Source organism: uncultured Neptuniibacter sp., from assembly GCF_947498015.1.
Taxonomy (GTDB): domain Bacteria; phylum Pseudomonadota; class Gammaproteobacteria; order Pseudomonadales; family Balneatricaceae; genus Neptuniibacter.
The window spans coordinates 353,502-379,021 of sequence record NZ_CANMIR010000001.1 but is presented as its reverse complement, the minus strand read 5'-3'; the positions used below and the strand labels follow the sequence as shown (position 1 = coordinate 379,021).

Below are 25,520 nucleotides of genomic sequence, written 5' to 3'. Positions count from 1 at the left end.
GGCAGTTTTATGCATAGTCGTGACGTTGACCGCGTCTTTTCGGTTTGGGTTTGGGCTTAAAATGAACTGCCGTTGAGCAGTTACGCCCCCCTTTTTTGGAGGCATAGAGTGCTTCATCTGCCTTTTTAATAACACTCTGTGGGTCAGTTAACTCGGCCGTTTTTTCACACAATCCGATACTGATGGTTACGCTGACGACTTCACTTTGATCATTTTTTGCCCGCATTTTTTGCCCTTGATCGTTGTCATCAGGACGGTTTGGGTTACGGATATGCATCGGATAATTGGCGATTGTTTCACGTAACTGTTCAATATAGGGGAGCGCTTCCTCCTCTGATTTTCCCGTAAAAACCAGCGTAAACTCCTCTCCGCCATAACGGTAAGCCTTTCCGCTTCCGTTCACCTGATTGAGCTTTGCAGCGACCATTTTTAGCACTTGGTCACCTACATCGTGTCCGTAGGTATCATTAAATTTTTTGAAATGATCGATATCGCACATCGCCAACGTGTAACGTTTGCCCAGAGTGGAAAGTTTGTCCTGTAGAGCTCTTCGGGCAGGAATACCCGTGAGTTCATCAATAAAGGCCATCCTGTATGAGTTTTGAACAACGGAGATTCCAAGTGCAATCAGGCTGGCAGAGACAAACAGTGCTGAGATCATCGGGCGGTTGAACCAGCTCAGCATAATAAATGCAGAAATCAACGCTGCTAGGAGGGCGGCATCTGTGTATGTTTTTCTTAATATAAAAGAGAGAATGACGGGTAAAAAGCCCAGGAAAAAAGCCAGGGCGGCTGCTTCGCTGAGATAGAACTCATGTAGTAACATCTCCAGCATCATCATTGGCAGATCTGTCAGATAGAGCCCTAAAGTACCCTGATTCCAGATGGTGTAGAGAGCGCCATAACTGAACAGAATGATCGAGATTCGAATAAGGCCTACTGGTGTGAGAAGTCCTCTCTCTTTATAAAGTGCGATAAAGGCCAGGTGAAAAGGCAGTAGGAGAGAGATCATGCTGAAGAGTACAAAAGCATCGGGTTGATTCAGGCTGGTCTGTAATCCGTTTTGAATCAGCCAGTAAGCACCCGTGAGATTCAATGCCGCCAAAACAATACGGCTACGATTGAAACCGTAGCCTAGCAGGGCAACGAGTAGTGCTAATGGATAGGGGAGCAGAGTCAGAATTTGTTGATATTCAGCGCTTAGCTGAGCTGTGATCGGCAACAAAAAGCCTGCACCGCAAAGCAGAATTAGAGAGGGAAGAACAAGGCCTGCAGTTCGGAGGAGCATCTCGATAAGTTAACCGGGTCAGAAAAACTGCTAATTGTATCGTTAACCTACAGAAAAACACTGCTCTAAGGCAAGAAAAAAACCGGGCATTTCAGCCCGGCTCAAGGCGGATATTGGGTGTTACACCCCGGAGAAAGGGTTTATAGCTGAGCGGATGAAGCCGCTACGAGATAAATAGTGTTACGCGGTTACTTCTGTTTTCTTGAAACCCAGCATTGATGCGATCGTCATGGCAGGGCACCAGCCGGTAAAAGCAGATTGTGCCAAGCTGACACCGATAACAGCGGTGATATATAACAAGGAGACTGGTGTAAGAGCCAAAATAACAGGGATTACGGTTACTAGTACAACAGAACCCGCAATGATATGCACACCCTGATGGATCGTCATCCCCTCACAGTTGCAGCTCTCTGCTTTGAGTCCAAGCTTCTGGAAAATAAAGACGGCAGGACACCAGCTGGTGAAGCCTGACTGAAGTAGGTTAAAGCCCACAAATCCTGTCAGATAGAACCAGTTAGGGTGCATATAAGTACCTAAAGCCAGACTGGCCAATATAACGGTACCAGCCATCAGGCGTAATGCAGCATTAATAGACATAAACTCTCCCAAGTATGCTTTTCAAATTATCTATGAGCTATATTATATATAAGTTATATCTAATATAAAGCCAAGGTTTATCTTCTTTTTTTATATGTATGCATAGCACGCTATGAAATTATTATAAGAAGAGAGAGGGGCGTGGCTGGCTAACTGGGGATTTACTGTCCAGAATCTAGTGAGTGCTGTGACAGATATAAGAGAGAAGTGATGGACAAAATCCTTGTTAATATCGATTTTAAGCATAATACCTCGAGCCTTATGGATAAAGTGGCACGGCTTGCGCAGCAGTACTCGGCTTACGTTGAGTTATTTTGTTGCTGTTACAACCGAGCGATAAAGCATGGTTATGTATTCGATAAAGCGGAAGAGCAAAAGGCAGAGCATGCCTATATTCGTCAGATGGAAGCAAAGCTGGAGCGGCTGGCTCAGACTCTCCAACAACAAAATATTGAGGTAGGGGTTGATGTCGCCTGGGAGCGTCATATTGCTGAAGGGGTCGTACGTAAGGTGCTCCGTTTTGAACCGGATCTGGTTCTGCATTCGGTGCAACCTCACAGCCGAATCGGTCATTACCTCTTTGCCCCTGTCGATTGGCAACTGGCGAGGAAGTGCCCGAAACCAGTCCTTTTTGTTAAAGAACGTGATTGGTCAGAGCATCCGCGAGTGGTGGCATGTATTGATCCTCTTCATTCAAACGACAAAGAATCAGAACTTGATCGGGCTTTACTGAAATGGACCAACACTTTTACCCGTGAAGGTGTTTGTGAACTGCGGGTTTTACACTGTTATAACGCTCTTCCCCATGAGGCGATTTTTGATGAGCACCTGGTTACCGATTATGAGGCTCTTCAGGATCGTGTTGAAAAAGATCATTTCCAGCGCTGCAACCAACTGCTTGGTGAGTTTGGATTGAGTACAGATTCCCCGATGGTGGAAATCATCAAAGGGGAAACTGATCTTACGATCAGCAATTACGCAGCAAATAATGGAATTGATATTATTGCGATGGGTGCTGTAGCTCGTAGCGTATTCGATAGCCTTCTGGTAGGCAGTACGATGGAATACGTTGTAGATCATGTTGATTGTGATGTGATGCTGGTAAAAAGCCCAGGGTTTGTGTGTCCGGTGACAGAGTAAAGCGAGATCAGACTGAACTTTACTCTGTCGGTTGAGGGAGTCAAATTAGGTGGATATCACTGATCTCCATAATAACCGGAAGGACGGATACGACCAGCAACAAGGCCATGCTCAGGTTAAACAAACGTTGGTAGGCGGATCTCTGAAGGATGCGTTTGAGGGCTGATCCAAAAAACAGCCATACTCCGACGCAGGGAAAGGCTACAACAAAGAATGACAAACTGATAACAATCACTTGCAGTAACATATCTGTACTCTGAGTGGTGTAAGCCGCAACTGCACCACTCGCCATCACCCAGGCTTTAGGGTTAACCCATTGAAACAGAGCGGCCTGAATAAATGTGAGTGGGTTGGTATTACGTCCGGATTCCAGCTGTTGTGTGGAGGAGCGAGCCATCAGCCAGGCGAGATAGAGCAGATAGGCCACACCCAATACTTTGATCAGTTCATGAATGATAGGAAAACGTTCAAAAACCTGACTGAAACCCATACCCACCGCTGCCACCATCAATGGAAATCCGATACAGATACCAAGTAGATGTGGAAGACTACGCTTAATACCGAAATTCAAACCTGAGGTCAGAATCATGATGTTATTTGGCCCTGGTGTAATCGTTGAAGACACCGCGAACACAAGAATTGCGAGATAGATCTCCATCAGTGTACTCCTGATTTTAAGGTGATTTTCAGACACAGCGACAGTATCTGTGTTTTCTATTTATCATTACAGATTCAGGAAAAGATATTATTTGCAGTACAGATATGCTGTTTTACAACTGTACTGCATTTATAGCGTTACAGATGATGGCTCAGAGAGGGAAAGCGTAGTTCCCCCGTTTCGTTGTTGGCAGGTCTTGCATTATGATTCGCTTTCATTTTGGTAGGAGGCTTCAATGAATCGTCTCAATCTTAATCTGCTACGTGCTCTCGTGATTATGTTGGAAGAGAGAAATGTAACACGCGCAGCAGATCGGCTCTGTCTGACACAATCGGCGATGAGTCGTCAGTTAGGCCAGTTGAGGGATCATTTTTCTGATCCATTGCTGATTCGTGAAGGGAGTGAGAATCTACTCAGCGCAAAAGCGAAACAGTTGTTACCAAAGATACAGGCTATTCTTGTGGAGATAGAGGCTCTGAATGAGGGAGGTCAGTTTGACCCCCTGCAATGTCAGCGTCGTTTCAGCTTTGCCTCTACGGATCATGTTGCTCAGTTTATCTTCCCCCGAGTACTTGAACAGCTTAATGCAAGGGCTCCAGGTATCGATATTGGGTTTGAAATGTGGCGGCCTGACTGGTTGTATCAGATGGGGCAGCTACCTTTGGATCTTGCATCAACGACCGCTGATCAACTGCCGGATAATCTTCAGAGTGTTTATATCGGTGAGGATAGTCCTGTCTGCCTGATGGCTGCCGATCATCCTCTGGCTAATGCTCCGCTTTCTCTGGAATCTATGCTGGAGTACTCTTTTCTGCGCTTGAACAGTGGTGGGGATAAAGACTCATTTTTTGATCGGGAGTTGGAAGGTCTGGGGTTGAAACGCAGAATCCAGTTCGAGGTGCCGTTTTTTTCAGCTGCATTTCAGGTGCTGGTGAATAATCCGCTACTGATGATACTTCCCTACCATATCGCTCAGAATGCGTTACGCCATTTCAGGCTGACCTATCAACCCCTACCACTGAATAATATTCCCAAGAACCAATATCATCTCTGCTGGCACGCTATGCATGATCAGGACCCCGCCCACACCTGGTTAAGAGAGATGATTGCTGATCTGCTGAAAGAGGATATGTTCCTCGAAGATTAGGTATGACTTTAAATCATGATGATGATAAATAAATTGCATTTCTAGAATGTTGATCTGCTCTCTACAATGGTTTCATTGTTCAATGAGAGGTATCAACAATGTCACTGAGCCTTTGGCTGTCATTTGTTTTGGTCTGTTTTCTCGGGACCATCTCCCCTGGGCCGAGTCTGGCCGTTGTTTTGCGGCAGTCACTTGGCAATGGCAGAAAGCATGGAGTTGTTACCGCTATGAGCCATTCTACGGGGGTCGCGCTCTGGGCGGTATTAACGCTCTGGGGGCTGGGCGTGGTCGTTGCGGAACACCCTACCCTTTATCAGGTGATTACATACAGTGGCGCGGTGTATCTCGCTTGGTTAGGGATCAAAGCTCTACGTTCTATGGGTGGAATTCACTCCTTTAGCGAAGAGCAGGTGGGTTCTTACCTTTCAGCGGTCAGTGATGGCGCTCTTATTTCACTGATGAATCCTAAATTGGCACTGTTCTTCATCGCTCTGTTTTCACAGTTTCTATCTGCTGATCAAACGCTTGTGGATCAACTGATCCTACTATCGACCGTTGTTTTAATCGACCTGATCTGGTTCTCTTGGATCGCTATTATGATTACCCAGGGACGATTGCTAAAGATCCTGCAAAACAGATCAAAAGAACTTGATCGTGTGAGCGGTGTCGTGATGATCGGTCTGGCACTTCGAATTGCGCTATGACAAGTTTACAGGTGATTATCAACATTCGACATTTCTAATGGAGCTTGGATCTATTATCGTATGAGGTGAAGATCAGTTTCAGAGGGAGAGTCCAATGTTCGAATATTTTACAACCTTTGCTGATCTGCTCATCTATGACCTTCTGAGTCTCTCTCCTGAAAGCCGTTGGGGGAGTTCGCTCCATTTTTTTGTTGAAGATACAACAAAAATCTTTGCTCTACTGATCGTTATGATCTACGTGGTGGCCTGGGTGCGTGCATCGTTGAATGTGGAGCGTGTCCGGGATTATCTATCCGGTAAGCATCGTAGTATCGGTTATCTGTTGGGCTCCCTATTTGGGGCGATTACGCCCTTTTGTTCCTGCTCCAGCATTCCTGTCTTTCTGGGTTTTACCTCAGCAGGGATTCCGGTTGGAATTACGATGGCTTTTCTGCTCACCTCTCCTTTAATTAATGAAGTTGCCATTCTGTTATTACTTAGCCTGTTGGGATGGGAATTTACCCTCATGTACATTGCGATAGGGATTGCAGTAGGCATGTTGGGCGGGGTATTTCTAGATCTGATCCATGCTGAACGGTGGCTTCAGGCTTTTGCCGCAAAAGCCTATCAATCTGCTCAGGGAAGAGTTTCAACATCTTCAGGAGGGGATAGGCAAGCTCTTAATCTGGAAGAGCGACACCGGTTTGCTAAAACCGAGACACAGGATATCTTCCTTAGAGTGTGGAAGTGGGTCTTTATCGGGGTGGGTCTTGGTGCTTTACTTCATGGATTTGTTCCTGAAGGGTGGTTTGAGAGCAACTTAGGTGATGGCCAGTGGTGGTCAGTCCCTGCCGCAGTCTTGATGGGCATTCCACTCTACTCAAATGCCACTGGGGTGATCCCTGTAATGGAGAGCCTCATTACAAAAGGGCTACCGGTAGGAACCACACTGGCATTTTGCATGAGCACCGTTGCAGCCAGTTTTCCTGAATTTATACTACTCAAGCAGGTGATGCAGTGGCGATTGTTGGCTACGATCTTTGTCATGCTGCTGTGTTCTTTTACTGTGGTGGGTTGGTTGTTTAATGTGTTCTCTTTCTCTTAGAGCTTAGGATCAAATTAATGAAGCAAATTATCGTATTGGGCAGTGGTTGTGCCAAATGTATTAAAACCGCTGAAGTGATCGAAAAAATTTCCAGTGAACTGGGTGTTGATGTTCAGATAACCAAAGAGGCTAGTCCGGAAGTGATGATGAACTATGGTGTGATGAGCACACCCGCCGTCGTCATTGATGGGACGCTGGTACACAGTGGCCGCATTCCATCAAGAGATGAGATTACGGCCTGGATCAGTTAATCATGCATTTGTGGGAGGCTTTCGCTCAGGCTTTTCTAGCGGCAGCCTCACGCAGTTTATCTTTTTTGCTTTTACGCTTGCCTTTGACAGGAGCTTTGCCTTTTTGAGCTGTTAACCCCTGCGGAGGATCTTTGGCACGCTCAAACCCTGTGATCTGCTCCCTTGAAATCGTTTGAGCGGTTCTTTTTTCTATCAGTTTGAAGTGCGCATCGCTCTCATGATCGACAAAAGAGAGTGCTTCTCCAGTCTCTCCCGCCCGTGCCGTGCGCCCGACTCTATGAACATAATCAGCGGTAGAACGCGGCAGATCATAGTTGATGACGCAGGGCATATTGGGAATATCGATGCCTCGGGCAGCCAGATCTGTAGCGATCAGGATTCGACAGCGGCCAGATTTAAAGTCTTTGAGTGCCTGAGTCCGTTCTGTCTGTGTGAGATCCCCATGAAGCGTTTGGGCATCAATGTTTGCACGGTACAGCTTCATCTCAACATTATTTGCAGTCCGTTTACTGGCCGTAAAGACGAGTACTTGTGACCAGCTATTATTTTGCAAAAGATGTTTCAGCAGCATTGTCCGGTTGCTCCGATCAACTTCAATAGCTCGTTGAATCAGGCTTTCAGGGATTTGACGCGTCTGCTTTATCTCAATTTTAACCGGATCGGTTAGCAGTGCTTGCGTGAGAGAGGTCACCGCTTGTGGGAACGTGGCTGAAAATAAAAGGTTTTGCCTCTTTATAGGCAACTCATCGAGTATCTCGTCCAGTTCATCAGCGAATCCGAGATCAAGCATACGATCCGCTTCATCCAAAACCAGAGTGCGAACAGCACGAAGATCAACCGCATTACGTTCCATAAGATCGATCAGACGTCCGGGCGTTGCTACAACAATGTCACGTCCTCCGCGCATCGCCTGCATCTGAGTATTGATTGAAACACCACCATAGATCGCTAACGTTTTCACTTTTCTAGGTAGATGGCGAGCGTACATTCTAAATGCTTCCTCCACCTGTGAGGCGAGTTCCCGGGTTGGGACTAATACTAAAGCGGAAACGAGATTACCTTGTGGTGGGTGTTCAGCTGCTAATTGTTCCAGCAGTGGTAGTGCAAAAGCAGCCGTTTTCCCCGAGCCAGTTTCAGCGGCTGCCAACAGATCTCTCCCCTGTAAAACAGAAGGAATCGCCTCTGCCTGAATAGCGGTAGGCGTGTGATATTCCAGTTCCAGAAGAGCTTTATTGATTGAATCGGACAGGCCTAGCGAAGAAAACGACATGGTGTGAAAATGCTCGATAGCAAAACAGAAGTTGCGATTCTATCAGAGTTTTTCCGGGCAGGTGTGCTGGATATAGTTGAAAGCAGAGAGTGTGGTAGCGGTTCAGTCTGTTTTATTCGGTATACCTGCTCCTAAACTACCCAAAGTGACAGTATATAATTCTTGAATAGTTGTTATATTAGAGAGAGTAAGGAATTACGTTCACAGGATGTGTCCTTATTTGATAGAGGTGGGCTGTTGTCTCTTTTCTTGAAGCTCTTTGCTGTCCTTTTATGTCTACCCCTCTTACTGAGCTGTTCCTCTGATAAACCTCCTATCCGGGTGGGTGTAGTGTTGCCTCTATCCGGTGCTTTTCAAATCTATGGTGAGCAGGGGTTAAAGGGCGCTCAACTGGCCGTTGAAAAGATCAATGCGGAGGGAGGTGTTCTTGGCGGCTATCCTCTTGAACTGGTTGTTCGCGATAATGAAACCATCCCAGCAGAAGCGGTGAGATATAGCCGTGAATTGATTCAGATAGAAAATGTCTTTGCGCTTTTAGGCCCTGTGAGTAGCTCTGCTCGTTACGCTATGAGTGAGGTAGCAGCGCAGCATAAAGTCCCTCAACTCTACGGTATCGATTATGAAGGTGAGCATTACAATCGTTACCTGATCTGTTACAGCACAATTCCAGAGCACTATGTGTCTCCGATTATCCCCTATCTTAATGACAATTATGGGGGGAGTTTTTATATCTTCGGTTATGACTATATCTGGCCTCATAAGATGTCAGATCGTATTCTCAGCGAGGTGGAGAAAGTAGGTGGAGTTGTTTCAGGGATTGAATTTACCCCTTTTGCAGTAAAAGATTACACGCCTGTCTTTCAACGTATCGAAGCATCAGGCGCCAGAAATCTGTTACTGATATTACCAGGGAATGATGGGTTTAATTTTCTCACGCAGATGTCGAAGTTTTCCTTTGGTAGACCTTTGACCACATTTGCGTTTGCAGCCGATGAATCCTATCTGAAAGCAGTGCCTTCGGAGGCCCTGGATGGGGTTTACACGGCGCTGCATTTTATCAGTAGTTGGCAAAGCCCAGCTTTTCAGCGGTTTGTAGCGCAATATCAGGAGAGGTTCGGAGAGCAGGTCTCGGTCACCTATTCCAGCAAATCACATTATGATCTGATCTATTTACTTAAATCCGCAATTGAAAAAGCGGGGAGCCTTGATCGGGAGCAGGCTGCCTCGGCACTCCAGGGGTTGAAGCTCTATAGCGGTCAAGAGACAGTCGCTCTAAGAGAGGATCATCACTTTGACCTGCCCATGTTTTTGGGACAATTCAATCAAAAAAGCCTGAATGTCATAAAACCCCTTGGGACGATCCGGCCGTCTGATCAAAGAGTTGGGCACTGAGGTGTGGTCTCTCAGAGGTAAAATATCAGCATGGATGATGCCGCTGATTGTTGCCATTCTTGTGCTGGCGCATGGTTATTATAAGGCGCATGAACGGCTGATTATTGATCATTTTAAGCAATCTCTGTTGCTTGCCGTATCGGTTGGAGAGCGTGAACTCAATTACTTTATAGATACGCGCGATCGGGAATTTAAGCAAATCAGTGCTGCAATGAGTCGGTGTGATCGTGTTGAGGAGTCAGCCTCGGAGCGTGCATTATGGGCACTGCGCTACACCTCAGGTTTCTCCGCCATGATTCTGTCTGATAACCAGGGTCGGACCACTCATGTGGAGTTGTCGTCAAACAGCAGCAATCGCTTTGTTTTAAGGCAGGAGGTGGAGGGTGAGCGTCTACTATCTGCTGATAGTTTGGCAGAGCTGCGTTATCGCTATGATGAGTGGTATCGATATCTTCCTCAACTCAAAGCATCGGAGCAGCAGAAATTGTCTGAACTGAACGCCATGGCGAGCAGAGGGGAGGTGAATTCACATCGCTTTCGGATGGCACAGCAGCAGCTTTTTGATATGAAGGAAGTACTCAATTCCCCCTATCCGGTGATCTCTTTGAGTGAGGCTGATAATGCCAAGAAACTTGGTTTACCCTTTTCTGGGAGTACATTGCTCTTCTCCAAACCGATACTTGGGTGCAATGCCGAGTTGCTGGGCTACTACACCGCCTATTTGGATAAAACTCAGCTGGAGGATCTGCTTTTTATAATGAAACAAAATCTGCATTCGAATGGTTTCGCTGAGATAGATGTGACACTTATAGATAACGGTACAGGTCAGCTTCTGATCCCAGTACGCTGGATCGCTGAAGAGCCAATGAAGGTGGGGGTGATGCAAGAATTTTATTTGCCAGCACTGTCGATGAAGTACGGTGGAATGGTTGCTAGCCGTCTTATTGAGCGCTCACAGCAGATTACACCGGTATCCCATCTGCATTTGGATGATGATCATCGTATTGATGAAGCATTGTGGCCTAAACCTAAGCCTGGTGTTCAATTGGTTGTGTTTATCTCTAAAAAGGAATTAAAAGATCTTTGCGACTGGTTGCTGGTGAAAGTGTTGTTATGGAGTTTGTTATTGGTAGTTATCTCTTTCGGATTGATTCTCTATCTCTCAAACCACATTGCCAGTCCAATTGTAGCGTTGCGCAAGCAAACCGCATTACTCGCAGCGGGGGAGTACCAGGAGAGTGATTTTAAAGCACGCACTGATGAAATTGGGGAGCTGTTTCAAACCTTTGAGGAGATGGCCATCTCGATAAAAAGTAAGGAGCGGCAGCTCACTGCACTGGCAACACAAGATTTTTTAACGGGTGTGATGAATCGTCGGGCGTTTTTCTCTACTGCTTTCGAGGAGCACCAGCGTGCCATACGTGAGGGAGGCACTGATATTACCATTTTGATGGTAGATCTGGACCACTTTAAGCAGGTTAATGATCAGTTTGGGCATAAGGTTGGAGATCAGGCGCTGGTTAAACTCTGCCGTTCTATTGAGATGCTGTTGCGGGTTGAAGATAAGCTCGGACGGATCGGTGGAGAGGAGTTTGCACTCCTACTCATAGATTCCAATGAGGCTCAGGCAATTGATATAGCAGAACGGATTCGAAGCTCCGTAGAGGCGATGGCTTTTGATGAAATAGGCTTACCAGAGCTGCAGATCACAATCAGTATCGGTGTGAGCCAGTGGCTACACGACGAATCATTTGAAACAGCCCTATCCCGAGCTGATGAAAAGCTCTACATGGCGAAACAGGCGGGACGAAATCGCGTGGAAAGCTGATTCCGCCCGTGAACGCCAGATTGTACAGTCCGTTTAGATATCGATTTCGGTCCAGATAGGCGCGTGGTCAGATGGTTTTTCCATAGCCCTTAGTTCGTAGTCCACACCTGCATCCTTGCAGTTTTCAAGAAGGGAGGGGGTCAGCAAAATGCCATCAATTCTTAAACCGCGCTTTGGCTCCGCCTCAAACCCTCTTGATCGATAGTCAAACCAGCTAAAGGTTTGCTCCTCTTCAGGATTCAAAAAGCGGAAACTGTCAGTTAGGCCCCACCCCGTCAGTTTTTCATACCACTCACGCTCCTCAGGTTGGAAGCTCGCCTTGCCTGTTTTGAGCCAGCGTTTGCGATTGGGTTCACCAATACCAATATCTTTGTCTGTTGGTGATATGTTCAGGTCACCCATCAGTACCAGATGTTGTTCAGGTGTACAGGCGTTTTCCAGATAGTTCTGCAGATCAGCATAGTATTTACGTTTCGCCGGAAACTTCACTTCATGCTCAATATTTTCCCCCTGCGGGAAATAGCCGTTGAGTACCCTGATGGAAAGACCCGAGTCTGTTTCATAGTCACCCATGATCATACGGCGTTGTGCATCGTCATTATCAGTAGGGAAGCCTTTCTGAATATTTTTAAGAGGCTTCTTCGAAATAAGGCAAACACCATAATGACCTTTCTGGCCGTGATACTCGACGTGATAGCCCATCGCTTCAACATCCGCAACCGGGAAGGCTTCGTCATGCACCTTGGTTTCCTGAAGTCCGATCACATCCGGTTGGTATTTGTCGATCACCGCTTGAAGTTGGTGGAGGCGGGAGCGCAGCCCATTAACATTAAAGCAAATCAGTTTCATATCGTCGGAGCCCGGATCAAAAATAAAAATGAATTCTAGTGAACAATCCGAGCGTTGGGTACTCTTAATGGATTAGTAAATACTATGAATCAGTTTAACTTTATCAATTGGCCCCCATAGAAAAGGTTAAGTAGAGTGCGGGTTTAAGATAAAACACAAACATAAGGAGCCGGCTGTGGCGGAGTATGATTTTGATCTGTTTGTAATTGGCGCAGGATCGGGTGGTGTCCGCGCTGCAAGAATGGCTGCAGCCATGGGTGTAAAGGTTGGTATTGCAGAAGACAGATATCTAGGCGGCACCTGTGTCAATGTCGGATGTGTCCCCAAAAAACTGTTTGTATATGCATCTCATTATGCAGAGAGTTTTGAAGAAGCGGCAGGCTTTGGTTTAACCAGTTCAGGTGTTGAATTCGATTGGAAGACTTTACGAGATAACAAAACTAAGGAGATTGAACGCCTGAATGGTATCTATAAGAACCTTCTGGTGAACTCCGGTTGCGAGCTGATTGATGGCCGTGCAACGCTGGTTGATTCGCATACAGTTGCAGTGGGCTCAAAACAATATAGCGCTGAACGTATACTGGTCGCTGTTGGTGGCTGGCCTAATATCCCTGAAATACCGGGTAAAGAGCATATCATCAGTTCCAATGAGGTGTTCTACCTGGATGAGTTCCCAAAACGGGCACTGGTCGTAGGGGGGGGATATATCGCAGTGGAGTTTGCCGGCATTTTTGCAGGCTTAGGTGCACAAACAACCTTGGCTTACCGGGGAGATCTGTTCCTGCGTGGATTTGATAAGGAGATTCGGGAGTTCACCGCGCAGGAGGTTGCAAAGAAGGGTGTAGATCTTCAGTTCAACAATAATGTGGAGTCGATAGAAAAGCAGGCCGATGGTAGTTTCCAGGTTCAGATGACAGATGGAACTGTGTTGGAAACTGACCTGGTGATGTATGCAACGGGTCGAAACCCCAAAGTAGAAGGATTAGGGCTGGAAGCGCTGGGAATTGAGCAAGCAAAAAATGGGGCGATCATTGTGAATGATCAGTTCCAGACAAATGTCCCTTCAGTCTATGCGGTTGGAGATGTGATCGATAGGGTGCAGCTGACACCGGTGGCTTTAGCTGAAGGGATGGCATTGGTACGGAACCTGTACGCCGGGGCTAATCAGAAAGTGGACTATGATCTGATACCCACAGCGGTATTCTGCCAACCCAATATCGGGACTGTGGGACTGAGTGAAGAGCAGGCCCGAGAGCAGTATGCCGATATCGAGGTGTACAAGTCAGAGTTCAGAGCGATGAAACATACACTCAGTGGCAGCGAGGAAAGAACCTTCATGAAGATGCTGGTGGATGCGCAAAGCCGGAAAGTGCTTGGAGTGCATATGGTCGGACCGGATGCCGGTGAGATTATTCAGGGTATCGGTATTGCTCTGAAAGCGGGTGCAACGAAAGAGGTCTTTGATAGCACCATCGGAATCCACCCAACGGCAGCAGAGGAGTTTGTCACCATGCGTGAGCCTGTTGCCAGTTAACCATTTCTGTGAATCCGAAACCCGCCTTGTGCGGGTTTTTTTATCCGCACAAGTTCTGATGGACGCTAGAGTAGTAACCCACCTGTGAGGGTAAAAAGTAGTACAAGTATCAGAACAGGGAGTTTAAATCGCTGGAGTGCGATAAAGCCTGCGATCACCAACGCCATATCCAGGCTGGAGTTCACAGCGCTGGAAAATACTGGCTGGTAGAGGGCGGAAAGTAATAAGCCTACCACAGCAGCATTGAGACCTTGGGCGGCCGCTGAAATTTTGGGTTGTGAGGCCCATGACTCCCACGCTGACTGGAGACTGAGTACGAGCAGAAATCCCGGTAGGAATATTCCCAGAGTCGCAATCAGGGCTCCTGCCAGAGCTGCATCCTCCATGACCTCGGCGCCCAGAAACGTTGCCAAGGTAAACATAGGCCCGGGAATCGCCTGGGCAGCCGCGTATCCCAGAAGGAAGCGGTCAGCATCAACGGAATCCCCCAATGTCTGTTGTAACAGAGGAAGTACGACATGTCCTCCACCAAACACTAGACTACCTGAGTGGTAGAACGAGTTGAAAAGCGAGAGCCACTCGCTGCTAGTTGATAGCAGAGGGAGTAGCAGGAAGAGTGCGAGAAAAAGAAACAGCGGAAGTTTGGCGGGTGCCTCAGAAGAGGTTGCTACCTGATGTGCGCGAGAGCTGAACCCTATACCCACAACAGCGGCCAGCAGAAGGAGAAGCATCTGCACCCACAAGTAAGGAAACAGTAGCATGGCGACAGCGGTCGCGATCGCGATAATAAGAGTTTTATTCTCCTGACAAAAATTACGGGACATATTCAGGGTAGCATCGGCCACGACAATCACAGCCAGTAGCTTTAAGCCCTGAATAATACCGTTAACAGTAGGATGCTCTATAGAGGCGCTGGTGACCGCAAGAAGATAGAGAAGAGTAAACGAAGGGAGAGTGAAACCCAAAAAGGCGGCGACCCCACCTCCGATGCCTGCCTTACGCAGCCCTAAGGCAAATCCGACCTGACTGGAGCCCGGTCCCGGTAGGAACTGACTAAGAGCGATCAGACGGGCATATGCTTCCTGATCAATCCATCTCAGCTCCTGTACAAACGTTTTCTGAAAGTAGCCCAGGTGAGCAGCAGGTCCCCCAAAACTGGTTAAGCCCAGTAGGAGAAAACGCCAGAAAATCTCGAATACCTGCTTCATCTTGTGATCCTATGCCCTCATCTGAAATAGGTTAGCAGAATAGGGCAGGAAGATGACCTCTGCATGACGATGCTAGGTTTGAGGTGGTAGTTTATTTTTAGCTTCTATCCACTGAGACATATACTGTGTGCTTTTCATCGTATGATGGCAAAGCATCGCGCCCGTAAAGTTATTCAGGCGGTGTTCCGATAAGCGGGCACGCAGTTGTAAAATGTGTTCGACCAGAGTATTTCCGTTTTTTTCACCATCATAATAGTGAGAAAGAATGGGAGAAGCTAAAGCCTGTTTGGCATGCCACCGATCCGGGTCACAGTAGAGCGAAGCGGTGAGTTCAATGAATGCTTCATCGGATTCTGCAATCTCACCCGGCCATTCATGATCGGGGCTCATCCCTTCTGCTCCAATAGGGGAGGTGATACTCGGGGTTTTGCAAACCATGGCGTCCAGTAGTTTTCCCTTAATTCCAGCACCAAACCTCAATGGTGAGAGACAGAGTCGAGCATTTTTCAGAACGTCATAGGCGCTGTCAGCCCATCCTTTTATCTGAAAGCCTGTTTTGGGGTTGTGCAGGGCTGTCGCTTTAGGAGGGGGGTAAGCGCCATAGATATGCAGTTCGACATCCTCTTCTCCCATAGCTTTTAGTTGCTGTTTGATCGATGGCCAGAGTCGCTGCATCTGCAAAACGGAATCCCAGTTAGGAGCGTGTCTGAAGTTTCCTATCATCACCATATGCTTGCGCTGCTCAAAGGATGGTTGATCGACGGGTAGCGATGGGAGGTCCAGCATAAACGGGAGGTGGTAGATCAACGTAGATGGAAGAGCGAACTGTTGCTGCAGGAGTGACATCTCGTAGCTGGAGATGATCAGTGACAGGTCAGAACGGAAAATGGCAGCAATTTCACGTTTAGCCAGGTCTGAGAAGAGGTCAGATAATTCAACTTCCCGGTTCTGTTTTACAGCCTGATGGCGTGCATGACGCAAACATTGGAGATCCTCTGTATCCAGAATACGCAGTGCGTCAGGGCAGTTTTTCTCGACCCGCCAACCGAACTGCTCCTCCATCATAAAGCGGTCAAACATGACGATATCGGGAGTGAGTTCTGTAATAAAGCGGTCAAAACTGCTGTCGTTTAACGCGATGTTTTGACTCTCTATTCCTTCGTTGGCCAGATCGGTCATATGCTCGGTTTTCTGGGCTGGGCTGGCGAAAGTGACTTGCCAGTTTTGTGCCCGGAACAGACGTAGTAAGGAGAGCATATGGCTACCCGCCGCTGATGAATTGGGCTCAGGCCAGACATAGCCAATAACCAGAACTGATAGCATAGAAGAGACCATAATTAACTGCGAACGCGATATTTTACCTATAACTCCTGAATAATATACAAGTTGTCATCTTTGCCTGATTAAATGACTCCGACTCAATGATCCGAAGGCGCAGGGAGCTAGCTGGTCATGAGGCTGATTAAGGAGGCGGTATGACATTGAAAGACCAATTTGAACTAATGGCGCGATATAACCAATGGATGAATGAAAGTGTATTTGACGCGGCCAACGAATTGGATAAGAGTGATCTGGTAGAGGACCGTGGTGCATTTTTTGGCTCGGTCATCGGTACGTTAAACCATATTCTGGTCGGAGATATCATCTGGCTGAAGCGTTTCTCTGCTCATCCAAGTGGGTTTGATTCTCTCAACGTGGTCAGGGCGATGGAATCCCCCAAGACGTTAACCACAGTCCTCTATGACGATCTGGAAGCGCTTCAGGATACCCGGTATCAGATAGATCTGACCCTCATTGAGCTGTGTGACGAGATGGAGATCTATGATCTCAGTTATCCAATCACCTACTGTAATATGCAGGGCAATAAGTTTGAAAAACGATTCGGATATCTCCTGCAGCACCTCTTTAATCATCAGACTCATCACCGCGGGCAGGTGACCGTTTTACTCAATCAGCTCGGTGTGGAATTGGCTGTTACGGACCTTTTGGCAGTCATACCGGAAGCGTGAAATTGTTGTTGGTGATACATCCCTCATCTGCCGGGCAGGGGAGCCTATCAATAGGGATTTTGAAGGTGTTTTCTGCAGGAATATGCTGGTTAAATATTGTGCGGCGCAGCAAGGGTGGGTATACTTAAGTCTAGTTTGAAACGCTTGAGAGGCACTAAGCATGAACTTGAATGGTATGAATTTTACAGGTGTGGCAAATGATGACCGCCGTATTGCTGAAGAACTTCAGGCAATGGGCGCATTTGATCAAAGCGCTGATATCAAAGAGTCAGTACTGAGTCAGGCTGTTGAGGCTGTAGGCCAGTTCCTTACTTGGATGCGCTGGAAGGGTGAAGTGGGTGTATACGGTTGCCGTGTTGGCGCTGCTTATGCACGTCGTCAGGAAGCCGCACAGATAGCGTAACTGATGGTTACAGGCTGTACATGCCTATGTGCAGCCTCTTATCTTGCCCGTTACCCCTATCCTCCCTAATTCGCATCAGCAGAAACACTGCTCCAATCATCCTGAGTCACACTGATTCCCTTAATCTGTGCATATACGTGCTCACCGGTTTTTAGCCTGAGCTCATCAACGGCCCATTTGGTGATATGCGACCAAACTGAAAACTTACCTATCTGTAACTCGACTTCCGCTTGATGATCACCCCCCACATGTATCTGTTTGATCTGGGCAGGTAGTATGTTACGAATACTGCTACCATTGGGTTTTTCCCGAATAATAGAGACATCATTCGCATGTATGCGGATCCGGACTGTTTGTTCAGGTGCGAGAGAGAGCTGCCTGATCCAAAGCTTGATATCGTTAGAGAGACTTACACAAGACATAGGGTAGCTGGTGTGATGATGATCCAGAGTTGCGGTTAGCAGGGAGCTACGAGCGTCGCCCTCCAGCCAGGGTTTCATCGCGTCAGAGCTCCAAACCTTCTCAACACTACCTGACTCAATGATCTTCCCCTCATCCAGCAACAGCATATAATCTGCTAGCTGCACAATCTCTTCGAGGCTATGAGTAACGTACAGTATTGGGATCTCAACTTGTTTGGATAGCTGAGCCAGATAGGGTAGTAGTTCTTTTTTTCGGGGGAGGTCCAGGGAAGCCAAAGGTTCATCCATCAGCAACAGTCGAGGCTTTGATAGCAGGGCCCGTCCTATGGCAACACGTTGGCGTTCACCACCCGATAGTGATGGAGGGTAACGGTTCAGTAGTGGTGCGATGTCTAGCATTGAGATTATCTTTTGAAATTCTGATGTCGAGCATGAGGCTTTGGCGCTGTAACAAAGATTTCCTTTGACTGTGTAATGAGGGAACAGTCGAGCCTCCTGGAAAACGTACCCTATCTCTCTCTTTTCGGGCGGGATATGTATTTTCTGGGCCGTATCAGTCAATGTTTCATTATCAAGCGTTATCCTACCCAAATCCGGTTTCAACAGTCCCGCAACCATATTGATTAAGCTGGTCTTTCCAGAACCTGAACGACCGAAAACAACCGTAATTCCATTGTTGGGCGACTGAAATCTACAGCGAAGATCCAGTTCGCCTAACTGTGAGTGAAGCGCGACTTCAAGCATGATCGCCCCCCAGTTTCCGGATCGTTTTACGGGTTAACCACTCAGATGCAAGTAACGAAATCAGGGCAATTGTGATAGCGATAATACAGAGTCGGGCCGCCTGAGCTTCTGCACCAGGGGTTTCGATAAAGGCGTACATTGCCAGTGGAATCGTTCGGGTGATTTCTGGGATATTGGATACAAAGGTAATGGTGGCTCCAAACTCGCCTAATGCTCGGGCAAACCCCAAAACAGTACCAGATAGTATTCCAGGTAGCGTTAGAGGCAACGTAATTGTCAGAAAGACCTTTAGAGGTGAAGCGCCGAGCGTACGGGCTGCAAGTTCTAGTCTGGTGTCGACCGCTTCAATACCCTGGCGGATCGCTCTGACCATTAAGGGAAAAGCGACTACCGCTGCAGCCAATGCAGCGCCCTGCCAACTGAAACTAAAACTAAAACCGGTCAGCTCAAACAGTGGTTTTCCGATCCACCCCTGACGACCAAAGCCGATGAGCAGAAGATAGCCGATGACGACCGGCGGAAGAACCAGGGGGAGGTGAACGATACCATCTAGCAGCGATTTACCTGTAAAGTGTTTCCGGGCCAGAAGCCAGGCCACTAAAATGGCTACAGGCAGGCTGATAACTATTGCGGTCAGAGAAACCTTCAAGCTAAGCAGTAAGGCGGACCATTCATACTCTGTTAAATACATCTATTTCTTATATCCCGATGTAGTAAAGCCAAAACGTTCAAATACGCTGGCAGCTTCCTGGCTGAATAGATAATGGTATACCGATGAAACAGCATTGTGTGTTGATCTGTTGAGCATCGCAACCTCATAGATAATTGGGCTATGCAGAGTGGATGGGATCTGACTAAGTACTTTAAGTTTAGGGTTCTGGCTGACATCAGTGTAATAGTGAATTCCCAGAAGGGTTTCACCTCGCTCAGTGAGCGCGAGTGCAGAGCGTGCGCTATTGGTGGGAGCCAGTTTATCTTTCCAGCTGTGCCAGAGGTTTACCTTTTCTAATGCTTCTTTTGCATAAATACCAACAGGGACGTGCTGTGGATCGCCTACAGCGATACGGCCACTGAATTCCGGGAGGTTGCTAAGAACCAGCGCAGGGCTGAATTCGAAGTACGGTATAGCTGATTCTCTCTGGGAGGCGATTACGAGCCGGTTTTTGAGTAGCGCCTTTCGGCTGGCGGGCTGCAGGTGAGCATCTTTCTCCAGGTAATCTACCCAGCGAGAGTTAGCGGATAGATACAGATCTGCTGGGGCGCCTTGTGTTATCTGTCTGGCCAGTGTGGAGGAGGAGGCAAAAGAGAGAATTATTTTTACCGGTGAAGTTTTTTCAATCTGATGAGCAATCTCCTGAAGCGGAGAGGTCAGAGAAGCGGCTGCGAAAATTGTCACCGTCTCCTTTGCAAAGGCTGAGTGGCTTAACATCAGCACAGTGAACAGCAGGAATTTCAAATTCATCGATTGGCCAATATCTTTGCGGGCAGCACAGGCGTTGGCTGCTTAGTTAATCCCTTTATATAAGATATGGTTGAATTATTCTAGGAAGGAAAATTTTCCGATCCATCTATTGTCGCTGAGGATGGTTTTTTATCTGTTATAGAATGGTCAAAAACTTATTTTGATAAAAACAGGCTTTGATTTGAAATCTTGATACTCGCTTAGGGGCGATCAGTCTATTTAAGGATTGAGGATGTAAAGGGGAGTTCGGAGCTACTTTGTAGCTCCTACTTTCCGGTACCAGCGAGAGTTGTGATTTTATGAGCGGTTATGAGATTACGACCTGATTGCGGCCATTATCTTTTGCTTGATAGAGGGCTTTATCTGTACGTTCTACCAGTTGCTCGGCGGATTCACCATTAACAAGTTGAGAAACGCCAAATGAGGCTGTGATTGAACTAATGATTTCACCGGATTTCTTCTGCTTAATTCGAATGGCCTGAATCTTCTGGCGTACTTGATCAGCAATATCTGCCGCTTCTTTTTTAGTGGTGCCGGGCATGAGAACCGCAAACTCTTCTCCACCAAAACGGACAGGTAGCATCGGTTCCTGGCAAACCTCTTTGAGGAGTTTGCCAACATATTGAAGCACTTTGTCACCCATCAGATGGCCGTAGGTATCGTTGAAACGTTTAAAGTGGTCAATATCGACCAGAATAAACGATGACACCAGATCTGACCCTTGCAGTGAAACCAGCTGATTAAGTTCAGCATCAAAAGCACGGCGATTGAAAAGGTTGGTCAAGGGGTCGACTCGGGCATCCTGACGAGTTTTGTTGAGCTCATCTTTCAATGCCTGAATCTCAGCCTGTGCTTCGTGCATTCTCTCCTGAAACAAGCGAGCTGTTTCACTAATAGATTTTGTATGATCGGCTAGTGCATGGATAACTGATTCAAGAGGTAGGCTGGGCTCCCCATCCTCATCTGCAGCACTGAGTGAATCCAGACTTTCCTCCAGCACATTGCTGAAATTTTCTGTCTTCTCTGCTGTGTTACCAGCATGTTCATGAAGGTCGTTGATCAAACCGATAAGGCTTGCCTGAATGTCTTCGGCTCCCTGAATCTCCTCTTTGATCATATGATCTCTGAAGAGCTGTTCACTCAGCATAGTTGGGCAGGTGCCATATGTATTCAGCGTTTTATCAAGCTGAGCATTGAGTTCAGGTACACGATCACTTACATAGGTATACCAAAGTGCGTAATTGAGAGGGTTTGGTGGAATATTGTGTTTCACCATCAGAGGAACAGCCTGACGGAGATACTCTGCTGCCTGATTATTGTTTTCAGCGAACTTCATACTTCCCCTATTACTATCATCGGTTGATAGTAGATATAAACTGTGGAGTGGAGAAAAATATCTGACTGCCACCCGCAATTGATCGATTACTCACTAACTTTAAAACAAGCGTTTGAGTATGGGAATATCAACTGTAAAAAATCCCAACAAAACTTGGATAAAGTTACTCTTAGTATCGGCAGCAAGGAATAAATCTTCAAGAAAATCCAATTTGAAACTTCATTCAACTAATGAAAGGCTGGTTATTTTTTAAACTCAAATAGTTACGTGATACAGTCATAAGCGCTTTAATCACGATTTCTCGTACTATGTGGGCATAGGGAAGAGCTGATGTCACTGCTTAAAAGTGTTCATTTCTGTCATCTCCGAGGTGATCTTTTTGGTGGATTAACGGCTGCTGTGGTGGCGTTGCCGCTGGCTCTGGCCTTTGGTGTATCATCGGGTGCAGGTCCTATTGCCGGCATCTATGGTGCGATTTTTGTAGGGGTGTTTGCAGCGCTATTTGGCGGAACATCAACTCAGATCTCAGGACCCACTGGGCCGATGACGGTGGTAATGGCGGCCGTGTTTACTCAGTTCAGTGCCGTTGATCCGCAACAAGGGCCCGCGCTGGCTTTTACGGTGGTGTTAATGGGAGGTGGGCTGCAGATTCTTTTTGGATTGTTTAAGCTCGGTAAGTACATCACATTAATCCCCTTCCCAGTGATATCTGGTTTTATGAGTGGGATTGGCGTCATTATTATCGCCCTGCAGTTATCCCCACTGTTGGGACACGATGCGGCTGCATCCGTACTGAGTTCTTTGCAACTACTTCCGCAGCATCTTGAAACTGCTAATCCCACTGCTTTTCTCTTGGGTGGTGTGACGCTCTTAATTGTTTTTTTCTGCCCTGCTGCCCTTGGTCGTATTTTACCTTCACCTTTAATCGCGCTTGTGGTGGGAACGATTATCTATCTACTTTTCTTTCAAAATGAGGGTGTGATCATTATCGGTGAGATCCCTACAGGCCTGCCCCAGTTTCAGCTACCGGTGATTGATCTCTCTCTTTTTAAAGAGATGTTCCTGGCGGCTTTGATGTTGGCAGCGCTTGGTTCCATTGATTCATTGTTAACCTCATTAGTGGCGGATAATTTGACGAAGACGGTACATGATTCAGATCGTGAATTGGTTGGGCAGGGAATAGGTAACATGGTATCCGGCCTGTTTGGCGGGTTGCCTGGGGCTGGTGCGACAATGAGGACCGTCGTGAATATTAGGGCTGGAGGGCAGGGGAGGTTATCCGGTGTTTTTCATGCATTGATATTGTTTGCGATCATTCTTGGGGCTGGCTCCCTTGCTGAACATATTCCTCTGGCGGTTTTGGCTGGCATTCTGATCAAAGTAGGCATTGATATCATTGATTGGAATTTTTTGCGCCGTATACATCGGGCTCCGCTCTTTGTGGTAATCCTCATGTTGCTAGTTCTGGGGTTGACCGTTTTTGTGGACCTGGTGACTGCAGTCATAGTTGGGGTTTTTCTGGCAAATATCATCACGATTAAGCGGCTTTCGGATATTCAGTTGGACTCTATTCGGGTGATATCAGACCAGCCGGATAATTTTGAACGGTTATCGGCAAGGGAGCGATCCATACTTCGGAAAGCGGAAGGTCGTATTCTTCTTTACCATATTGATGGCCCGGTCAGTTATGCAGCGGTTAAAGGGATGAAAAAAAAATTAGCAGATTGTCAGCCTCATGAAGCGTTGATGATCGATTTTACCTCTGTTCCCTTAATCGATGTTTCTACTGCGATGACGATTGAGAATATGATTATCGACGCTCAGTCCGCAGAGCGGGATGTTTACCTGATCGGTATGAATTCGATTGTCAGAAATGTTTTTGAAAGGATGCAGATTCTGACAAGGCTGCCGGAGGAGCTTCTGTTTGAAGAGCGGGAAAAAGCGCTGGAAGCTGCTTACCAGCGATTAAACTTGTCTTTGTAATGGGTGACATGTTTTACCGCATCAAGGAGTTGATTGAGCTGGGTTAAGTTGCTTTCGCTACCTGTTCCTTTGATGAGTAACCGCTCGCTCCAATTACGTTCGGTGATATTGACCTTTGAAAGATTCAGAAAGTGCTCTATCTCTCCAACAAGGTGATGCGGGAGCTCCAGAGTAAAATCAAACTGTTCTATTTTTTCAATGATGGGTAAAGTTTGCAGAGCTTCTTGAACGGCTAGACTATAGGCCCTGACCAATCCCCCTGCACCCAGTTTAATACCACCAAAATAGCGGGTAACCACGACACAGATTTCGCACATTTCACTATGCTCAATTACATTTAGCATCGGTTTGCCAGCCGTTCCCTTGGGCTCACCATCATCATGACTACCCCGGCAGTTCAAAAGGGAGCGTGAGCCAGCGATCTGTGCCCAGCAGTTGTGGTTAGCTTTGGGGTGTTGTTGACGTATTGACTCGATAAACTGTTGGGCGCTCTTCGGGTCGGGCGTATGTCCAATATGGGTAATAAACCGACTGTGCTTGATCTCTATCTCATGGCTGAAACAGGGATCTGCTGGTATGAACTGTTTCACCGGAGTATTCCTGTTGCGAGATAGATCTCGCCAACCCATTCAGACCCCAGAGCGGATTCTGTAAAGGCAGCTTGAATCTGATCCAGTAGCTGTTGCTGATCTATCTTCAGGGGATCCAGAGGGTCATGAAGAGGGGCCTTGAAGAGAAGTTCGATATCAATCTGCTCTTTGGTGTAGTGCAGATAAACTCGATAAGGGGCTATGTTGCTATCAATGCGCGCTAGGCACTGATCTATGAGGGGGATAATCTCTTGTCGTGAGGGAAGGACTGGCGGGTTTTTATCTGATTCCAGATTCTCATCATCGAAAGTATCTATATGATAGATGATATGCCCAATCTCACTATTTTGAAGCAGCTGTTTACAGGCTAAATCACCAATGTAGTGACCTTCTGATGCACTGATATGGGAGGAGACCTGAATATGCAGCTCAAGAAGGTTTTTGCTTCCCATCGCCCGGGTTTTGAAACTGTGAACGCTGACGATCCCTTCTACAGAGATCACTTGTGCTTTATATTTCTCAATAAGCTCAGAGGGAAGAGCCGTATCTACCAGCTGCTGGAAGCTACTCCAACTGAGATCCCAGCCAATTTTTGCGACCATGATTGCAACTGCAATAGCGGCTGCAGAGTCCAGCCAGTTAATCCCGGCCATGGTTCCCGCTACCCCTACAAAGACTACAATAGAGGAGAGCGCGTCTGTACGGCTATGCCATGCATTAGCAATGAGAAGCTCGGATTCAACCTCCTTTCCTACTCTGAGGGTATAGCGATAGATCCACTCTTTACTCGCTACTGAAAAGATAGCAACAGCCAGAGCTGGCCATTCCGGTATTGGTTGGGATTCAAGGTGGGCTAGTTTGAGAACGCTGTCGTAGGCCATGGCCCCGGCAACTGCAATTAATATACTACCGAGTATCGCCGTTCCAACCGTTTCAAAATGACCGTGTCCCCAGGGATGATCTTCATCCGGACCTTTACCTGAAATCTTCAAAATGATGATCACTAAAAGATCGGTAAACAGGTCTGATAGTGAGTGAATGCCATCAGCAATTAAGGCTGCTGAGTGCGAAAATAATCCGACAACGACTTTTAAAATACCCAGAAGGCCGTTAACTAAAGCTCCGATCCATGTGACCTTGTTTGCGGCTCTTATTTGAGCTTCTTCTCTCTGCATTTTTGAACCTGGCAAAATCTGGGTGATATCAGTCTGACCCTGTATCCTACAGGAAGCTGAGCGGATGTTAAAAAGATAGAACCTAAGGTTGCCGGTTGTTTGAAAAAAAAGCTTAGAGAACCGTATTTAAAGGGGTTGCAGAGGGTATTTGTTTTAGCAGACAGAAATAGTTTTGCACTGGATTAAATTTTGCTGGCTAAATGCGTTAAAAAAACAACCATAAAGAATAGTATTTAATATGTTGACAAAAATAACTTACTGAAAAGTAAAGGGAAAAATTTAATTGATCAAAATTTGATCAGTTTGTGCAGGTGCCTGAAATAATCAGTGTTTCGTGACGTTTTTAAGTCATAACTCACAAACTTATCCACAGGTAATGTGGGTAGGGTTCTCAAGGCCTTGTATTTGTTGAGGATAAAGCAGTTCGTATTGAAAATTCAGGTTAC

Annotated in this window: 24 protein-coding genes; 11 read left to right on the top strand and 13 right to left on the bottom strand. The window is 46.9% G+C overall.

Features of this window, described 5'->3' with window-relative positions:
• Positions 1–7: 7 nt before the first annotated feature.
• Positions 8–1,288: a GGDEF domain-containing protein gene (locus Q0882_RS01910; protein ID WP_299177240.1), complete on the bottom strand. Its 1,281-nt coding sequence runs from the start codon at positions 1,286–1,288 to the stop codon at positions 8–10.
• Between the two features lie 180 nt (positions 1,289–1,468).
• Entirely contained in the window at positions 1,469–1,885 is a 417-nt protein-coding gene (locus Q0882_RS01905; RefSeq protein ID WP_299177237.1) for a DUF2892 domain-containing protein, read from the bottom strand.
• Positions 1,886–2,095: 210 nt separating this feature from the next.
• Between Q0882_RS01905 and Q0882_RS01900 the strand changes: the two genes are divergently transcribed.
• On the top strand, positions 2,096–3,025 hold the full coding sequence (locus Q0882_RS01900; RefSeq protein WP_299177234.1) for a universal stress protein: 930 nt from the start codon (positions 2,096–2,098) through the stop codon (positions 3,023–3,025).
• A gap of 40 nt (positions 3,026–3,065) precedes the next feature.
• On the opposite strand, the gene Q0882_RS01895 is transcribed toward Q0882_RS01900, so the two are convergent.
• Complete coding sequence (locus Q0882_RS01895; RefSeq protein WP_299177231.1) at positions 3,066–3,683, bottom strand: LysE family translocator; 618 nt, start codon at positions 3,681–3,683, stop codon at positions 3,066–3,068.
• A 235-nt stretch (positions 3,684–3,918) separates the two neighbouring features.
• On the opposite strand from Q0882_RS01895, the gene Q0882_RS01890 reads away from it, so the two are divergent.
• The 4 genes from Q0882_RS01890 to Q0882_RS01875 all read left to right on the top strand — a co-directional run bounded on the left by Q0882_RS01890 (position 3,919) and on the right by Q0882_RS01875 (position 6,869).
• Complete coding sequence (locus tag Q0882_RS01890; protein WP_299177228.1) at positions 3,919–4,830, top strand: LysR family transcriptional regulator; 912 nt, start codon at positions 3,919–3,921, stop codon at positions 4,828–4,830.
• Positions 4,831–4,928: 98 nt separating this feature from the next.
• Positions 4,929–5,534 carry a LysE family translocator gene (locus Q0882_RS01885; protein ID WP_299177225.1) on the top strand — a complete coding sequence of 202 codons (606 nt, stop codon included), beginning with the start codon at positions 4,929–4,931 and terminating at the stop codon, positions 5,532–5,534.
• A 94-nt stretch (positions 5,535–5,628) separates the two neighbouring features.
• A complete protein-coding gene (locus tag Q0882_RS01880; protein ID WP_299177222.1) occupies positions 5,629–6,618 on the top strand; it encodes a permease in 990 nt (329 codons plus the stop codon).
• Positions 6,619–6,635: 17 nt separating this feature from the next.
• Complete coding sequence (locus tag Q0882_RS01875; RefSeq protein WP_299177219.1) at positions 6,636–6,869, top strand: thioredoxin family protein; 234 nt, start codon at positions 6,636–6,638, stop codon at positions 6,867–6,869.
• A gap of 25 nt (positions 6,870–6,894) precedes the next feature.
• On the opposite strand, the gene Q0882_RS01870 is transcribed toward Q0882_RS01875, so the two are convergent.
• On the bottom strand, positions 6,895–8,139 hold the full coding sequence (locus Q0882_RS01870) for a DEAD/DEAH box helicase (RefSeq protein WP_299177217.1): 1,245 nt from the start codon (positions 8,137–8,139) through the stop codon (positions 6,895–6,897).
• Positions 8,140–8,349: 210 nt separating this feature from the next.
• Between Q0882_RS01870 and Q0882_RS01865 the strand changes: the two genes are divergently transcribed.
• Together Q0882_RS01865 and Q0882_RS01860 are read left to right on the top strand one after the other, a co-directional pair.
• Entirely contained in the window at positions 8,350–9,531 is a 1,182-nt protein-coding gene (locus Q0882_RS01865) for a substrate-binding protein (protein WP_299177215.1), read from the top strand.
• Position 9,532: 1 nt separating this feature from the next.
• Positions 9,533–11,359, top strand: a complete 1,827-nt coding sequence (locus Q0882_RS01860) for a sensor domain-containing diguanylate cyclase (RefSeq protein ID WP_299177212.1) — start codon at positions 9,533–9,535, stop codon at positions 11,357–11,359.
• A gap of 33 nt (positions 11,360–11,392) precedes the next feature.
• Here the strand turns inward: Q0882_RS01860 and xthA are convergent, their stop codons facing one another.
• Positions 11,393–12,208, bottom strand: coding sequence for an exodeoxyribonuclease III (gene xthA / locus Q0882_RS01855; RefSeq protein WP_299177209.1), 816 nt, complete (start codon positions 12,206–12,208; stop codon positions 11,393–11,395).
• 175 nt (positions 12,209–12,383) lie between these two features.
• Between xthA and gorA the strand changes: the two genes are divergently transcribed.
• Positions 12,384–13,742, top strand: a complete 1,359-nt coding sequence (gene gorA, locus Q0882_RS01850) for a glutathione-disulfide reductase (protein ID WP_299177206.1) — start codon at positions 12,384–12,386, stop codon at positions 13,740–13,742.
• Between the two features lie 65 nt (positions 13,743–13,807).
• On the opposite strand, the gene chrA is transcribed toward gorA, so the two are convergent.
• Together chrA and Q0882_RS01840 are read right to left on the bottom strand one after the other, a co-directional pair.
• Positions 13,808–14,950, bottom strand: a complete 1,143-nt coding sequence (gene chrA / locus Q0882_RS01845; protein WP_299177203.1) for a chromate efflux transporter — start codon at positions 14,948–14,950, stop codon at positions 13,808–13,810.
• Between the two features lie 72 nt (positions 14,951–15,022).
• Positions 15,023–16,273 carry a glycosyltransferase gene (locus tag Q0882_RS01840; RefSeq protein ID WP_299177200.1) on the bottom strand — a complete coding sequence of 417 codons (1,251 nt, stop codon included), beginning with the start codon at positions 16,271–16,273 and terminating at the stop codon, positions 15,023–15,025.
• A gap of 152 nt (positions 16,274–16,425) precedes the next feature.
• Here Q0882_RS01840 and Q0882_RS01835 point away from each other — a divergent pair, with 152 nt between their 5' ends.
• Both Q0882_RS01835 and Q0882_RS01830 read left to right on the top strand, forming a co-directional pair.
• Positions 16,426–16,959, top strand: a complete 534-nt coding sequence (locus Q0882_RS01835; protein WP_299177198.1) for a DinB family protein — start codon at positions 16,426–16,428, stop codon at positions 16,957–16,959.
• Positions 16,960–17,119: 160 nt separating this feature from the next.
• Complete coding sequence (locus Q0882_RS01830; RefSeq protein WP_299177195.1) at positions 17,120–17,362, top strand: hypothetical protein; 243 nt, start codon at positions 17,120–17,122, stop codon at positions 17,360–17,362.
• A 65-nt stretch (positions 17,363–17,427) separates the two neighbouring features.
• Here Q0882_RS01830 and modC read toward each other — a convergent pair whose 3' ends face one another.
• The 4 genes from modC to Q0882_RS01810 form a co-directional block, all read right to left on the bottom strand.
• Positions 17,428–18,528 carry a molybdenum ABC transporter ATP-binding protein ModC gene (modC, locus tag Q0882_RS01825; protein WP_299177193.1) on the bottom strand — a complete coding sequence of 367 codons (1,101 nt, stop codon included), beginning with the start codon at positions 18,526–18,528 and terminating at the stop codon, positions 17,428–17,430.
• Positions 18,521–19,219 (bottom strand): molybdate ABC transporter permease subunit, encoded by a 699-nt coding sequence (modB, locus tag Q0882_RS01820; protein WP_299177191.1) that lies wholly within the window; start codon positions 19,217–19,219, stop codon positions 18,521–18,523. The genes modC and modB overlap by 8 nt, the downstream gene beginning before the upstream one ends.
• Positions 19,220–19,990 carry a molybdate ABC transporter substrate-binding protein gene (modA, locus tag Q0882_RS01815; RefSeq protein WP_299177189.1) on the bottom strand — a complete coding sequence of 257 codons (771 nt, stop codon included), beginning with the start codon at positions 19,988–19,990 and terminating at the stop codon, positions 19,220–19,222. It lies immediately after the preceding gene.
• A gap of 307 nt (positions 19,991–20,297) precedes the next feature.
• Positions 20,298–21,326, bottom strand: coding sequence for a GGDEF domain-containing protein (locus Q0882_RS01810; protein ID WP_299177186.1), 1,029 nt, complete (start codon positions 21,324–21,326; stop codon positions 20,298–20,300).
• Between the two features lie 330 nt (positions 21,327–21,656).
• Between Q0882_RS01810 and Q0882_RS01805 the strand changes: the two genes are divergently transcribed.
• Positions 21,657–23,309, top strand: coding sequence for a SulP family inorganic anion transporter (locus tag Q0882_RS01805; RefSeq protein WP_299177184.1), 1,653 nt, complete (start codon positions 21,657–21,659; stop codon positions 23,307–23,309).
• Here the strand turns inward: Q0882_RS01805 and Q0882_RS01800 are convergent.
• Both Q0882_RS01800 and Q0882_RS01795 read right to left on the bottom strand, forming a co-directional pair.
• Complete coding sequence (locus Q0882_RS01800; protein WP_299177182.1) at positions 23,282–23,899, bottom strand: YigZ family protein; 618 nt, start codon at positions 23,897–23,899, stop codon at positions 23,282–23,284. The genes Q0882_RS01805 and Q0882_RS01800 overlap by 28 nt on opposite strands.
• Entirely contained in the window at positions 23,896–25,074 is a 1,179-nt protein-coding gene (locus Q0882_RS01795; RefSeq protein ID WP_299177180.1) for a cation diffusion facilitator family transporter, read from the bottom strand. The genes Q0882_RS01800 and Q0882_RS01795 overlap by 4 nt, the downstream gene beginning before the upstream one ends.
• Positions 25,075–25,520: the final 446 nt, after the last annotated feature.

Coding starts and splice junctions, on each gene's coding strand:
- Q0882_RS01905 (WP_299177237.1), bottom strand. CDS start 1,885: ATGTCTATTAATGCTGCATTACGCCTGATGGCTGGTACCGTTATATTG.
- Q0882_RS01880 (WP_299177222.1), top strand. CDS start 5,629: ATGTTCGAATATTTTACAACCTTTGCTGATCTGCTCATCTATGACCTT.
- Q0882_RS01810 (WP_299177186.1), bottom strand. CDS start 21,326: ATGAAGTTCGCTGAAAACAATAATCAGGCAGCAGAGTATCTCCGTCAG.
- Q0882_RS01895 (WP_299177231.1), bottom strand. CDS start 3,683: ATGGAGATCTATCTCGCAATTCTTGTGTTCGCGGTGTCTTCAACGATT.
- Q0882_RS01835 (WP_299177198.1), top strand. CDS start 16,426: ATGACATTGAAAGACCAATTTGAACTAATGGCGCGATATAACCAATGG.
- modC (WP_299177193.1), bottom strand. CDS start 18,528: ATGCTTGAAGTCGCGCTTCACTCACAGTTAGGCGAACTGGATCTTCGC.
- modA (WP_299177189.1), bottom strand. CDS start 19,990: ATGAATTTGAAATTCCTGCTGTTCACTGTGCTGATGTTAAGCCACTCA.
- Q0882_RS01890 (WP_299177228.1), top strand. CDS start 3,919: ATGAATCGTCTCAATCTTAATCTGCTACGTGCTCTCGTGATTATGTTG.
- Q0882_RS01875 (WP_299177219.1), top strand. CDS start 6,636: ATGAAGCAAATTATCGTATTGGGCAGTGGTTGTGCCAAATGTATTAAA.
- modB (WP_299177191.1), bottom strand. CDS start 19,219: ATGTATTTAACAGAGTATGAATGGTCCGCCTTACTGCTTAGCTTGAAG.
- Q0882_RS01885 (WP_299177225.1), top strand. CDS start 4,929: ATGTCACTGAGCCTTTGGCTGTCATTTGTTTTGGTCTGTTTTCTCGGG.
- xthA (WP_299177209.1), bottom strand. CDS start 12,208: ATGAAACTGATTTGCTTTAATGTTAATGGGCTGCGCTCCCGCCTCCAC.
- Q0882_RS01840 (WP_299177200.1), bottom strand. CDS start 16,273: ATGCTATCAGTTCTGGTTATTGGCTATGTCTGGCCTGAGCCCAATTCA.
- chrA (WP_299177203.1), bottom strand. CDS start 14,950: ATGAAGCAGGTATTCGAGATTTTCTGGCGTTTTCTCCTACTGGGCTTA.
- Q0882_RS01795 (WP_299177180.1), bottom strand. CDS start 25,074: ATGCAGAGAGAAGAAGCTCAAATAAGAGCCGCAAACAAGGTCACATGG.
- Q0882_RS01830 (WP_299177195.1), top strand. CDS start 17,120: ATGAACTTGAATGGTATGAATTTTACAGGTGTGGCAAATGATGACCGC.
- Q0882_RS01900 (WP_299177234.1), top strand. CDS start 2,096: ATGGACAAAATCCTTGTTAATATCGATTTTAAGCATAATACCTCGAGC.
- Q0882_RS01870 (WP_299177217.1), bottom strand. CDS start 8,139: ATGTCGTTTTCTTCGCTAGGCCTGTCCGATTCAATCAATAAAGCTCTT.
- Q0882_RS01910 (WP_299177240.1), bottom strand. CDS start 1,288: ATGCTCCTCCGAACTGCAGGCCTTGTTCTTCCCTCTCTAATTCTGCTT.
- Q0882_RS01805 (WP_299177184.1), top strand. CDS start 21,657: ATGTCACTGCTTAAAAGTGTTCATTTCTGTCATCTCCGAGGTGATCTT.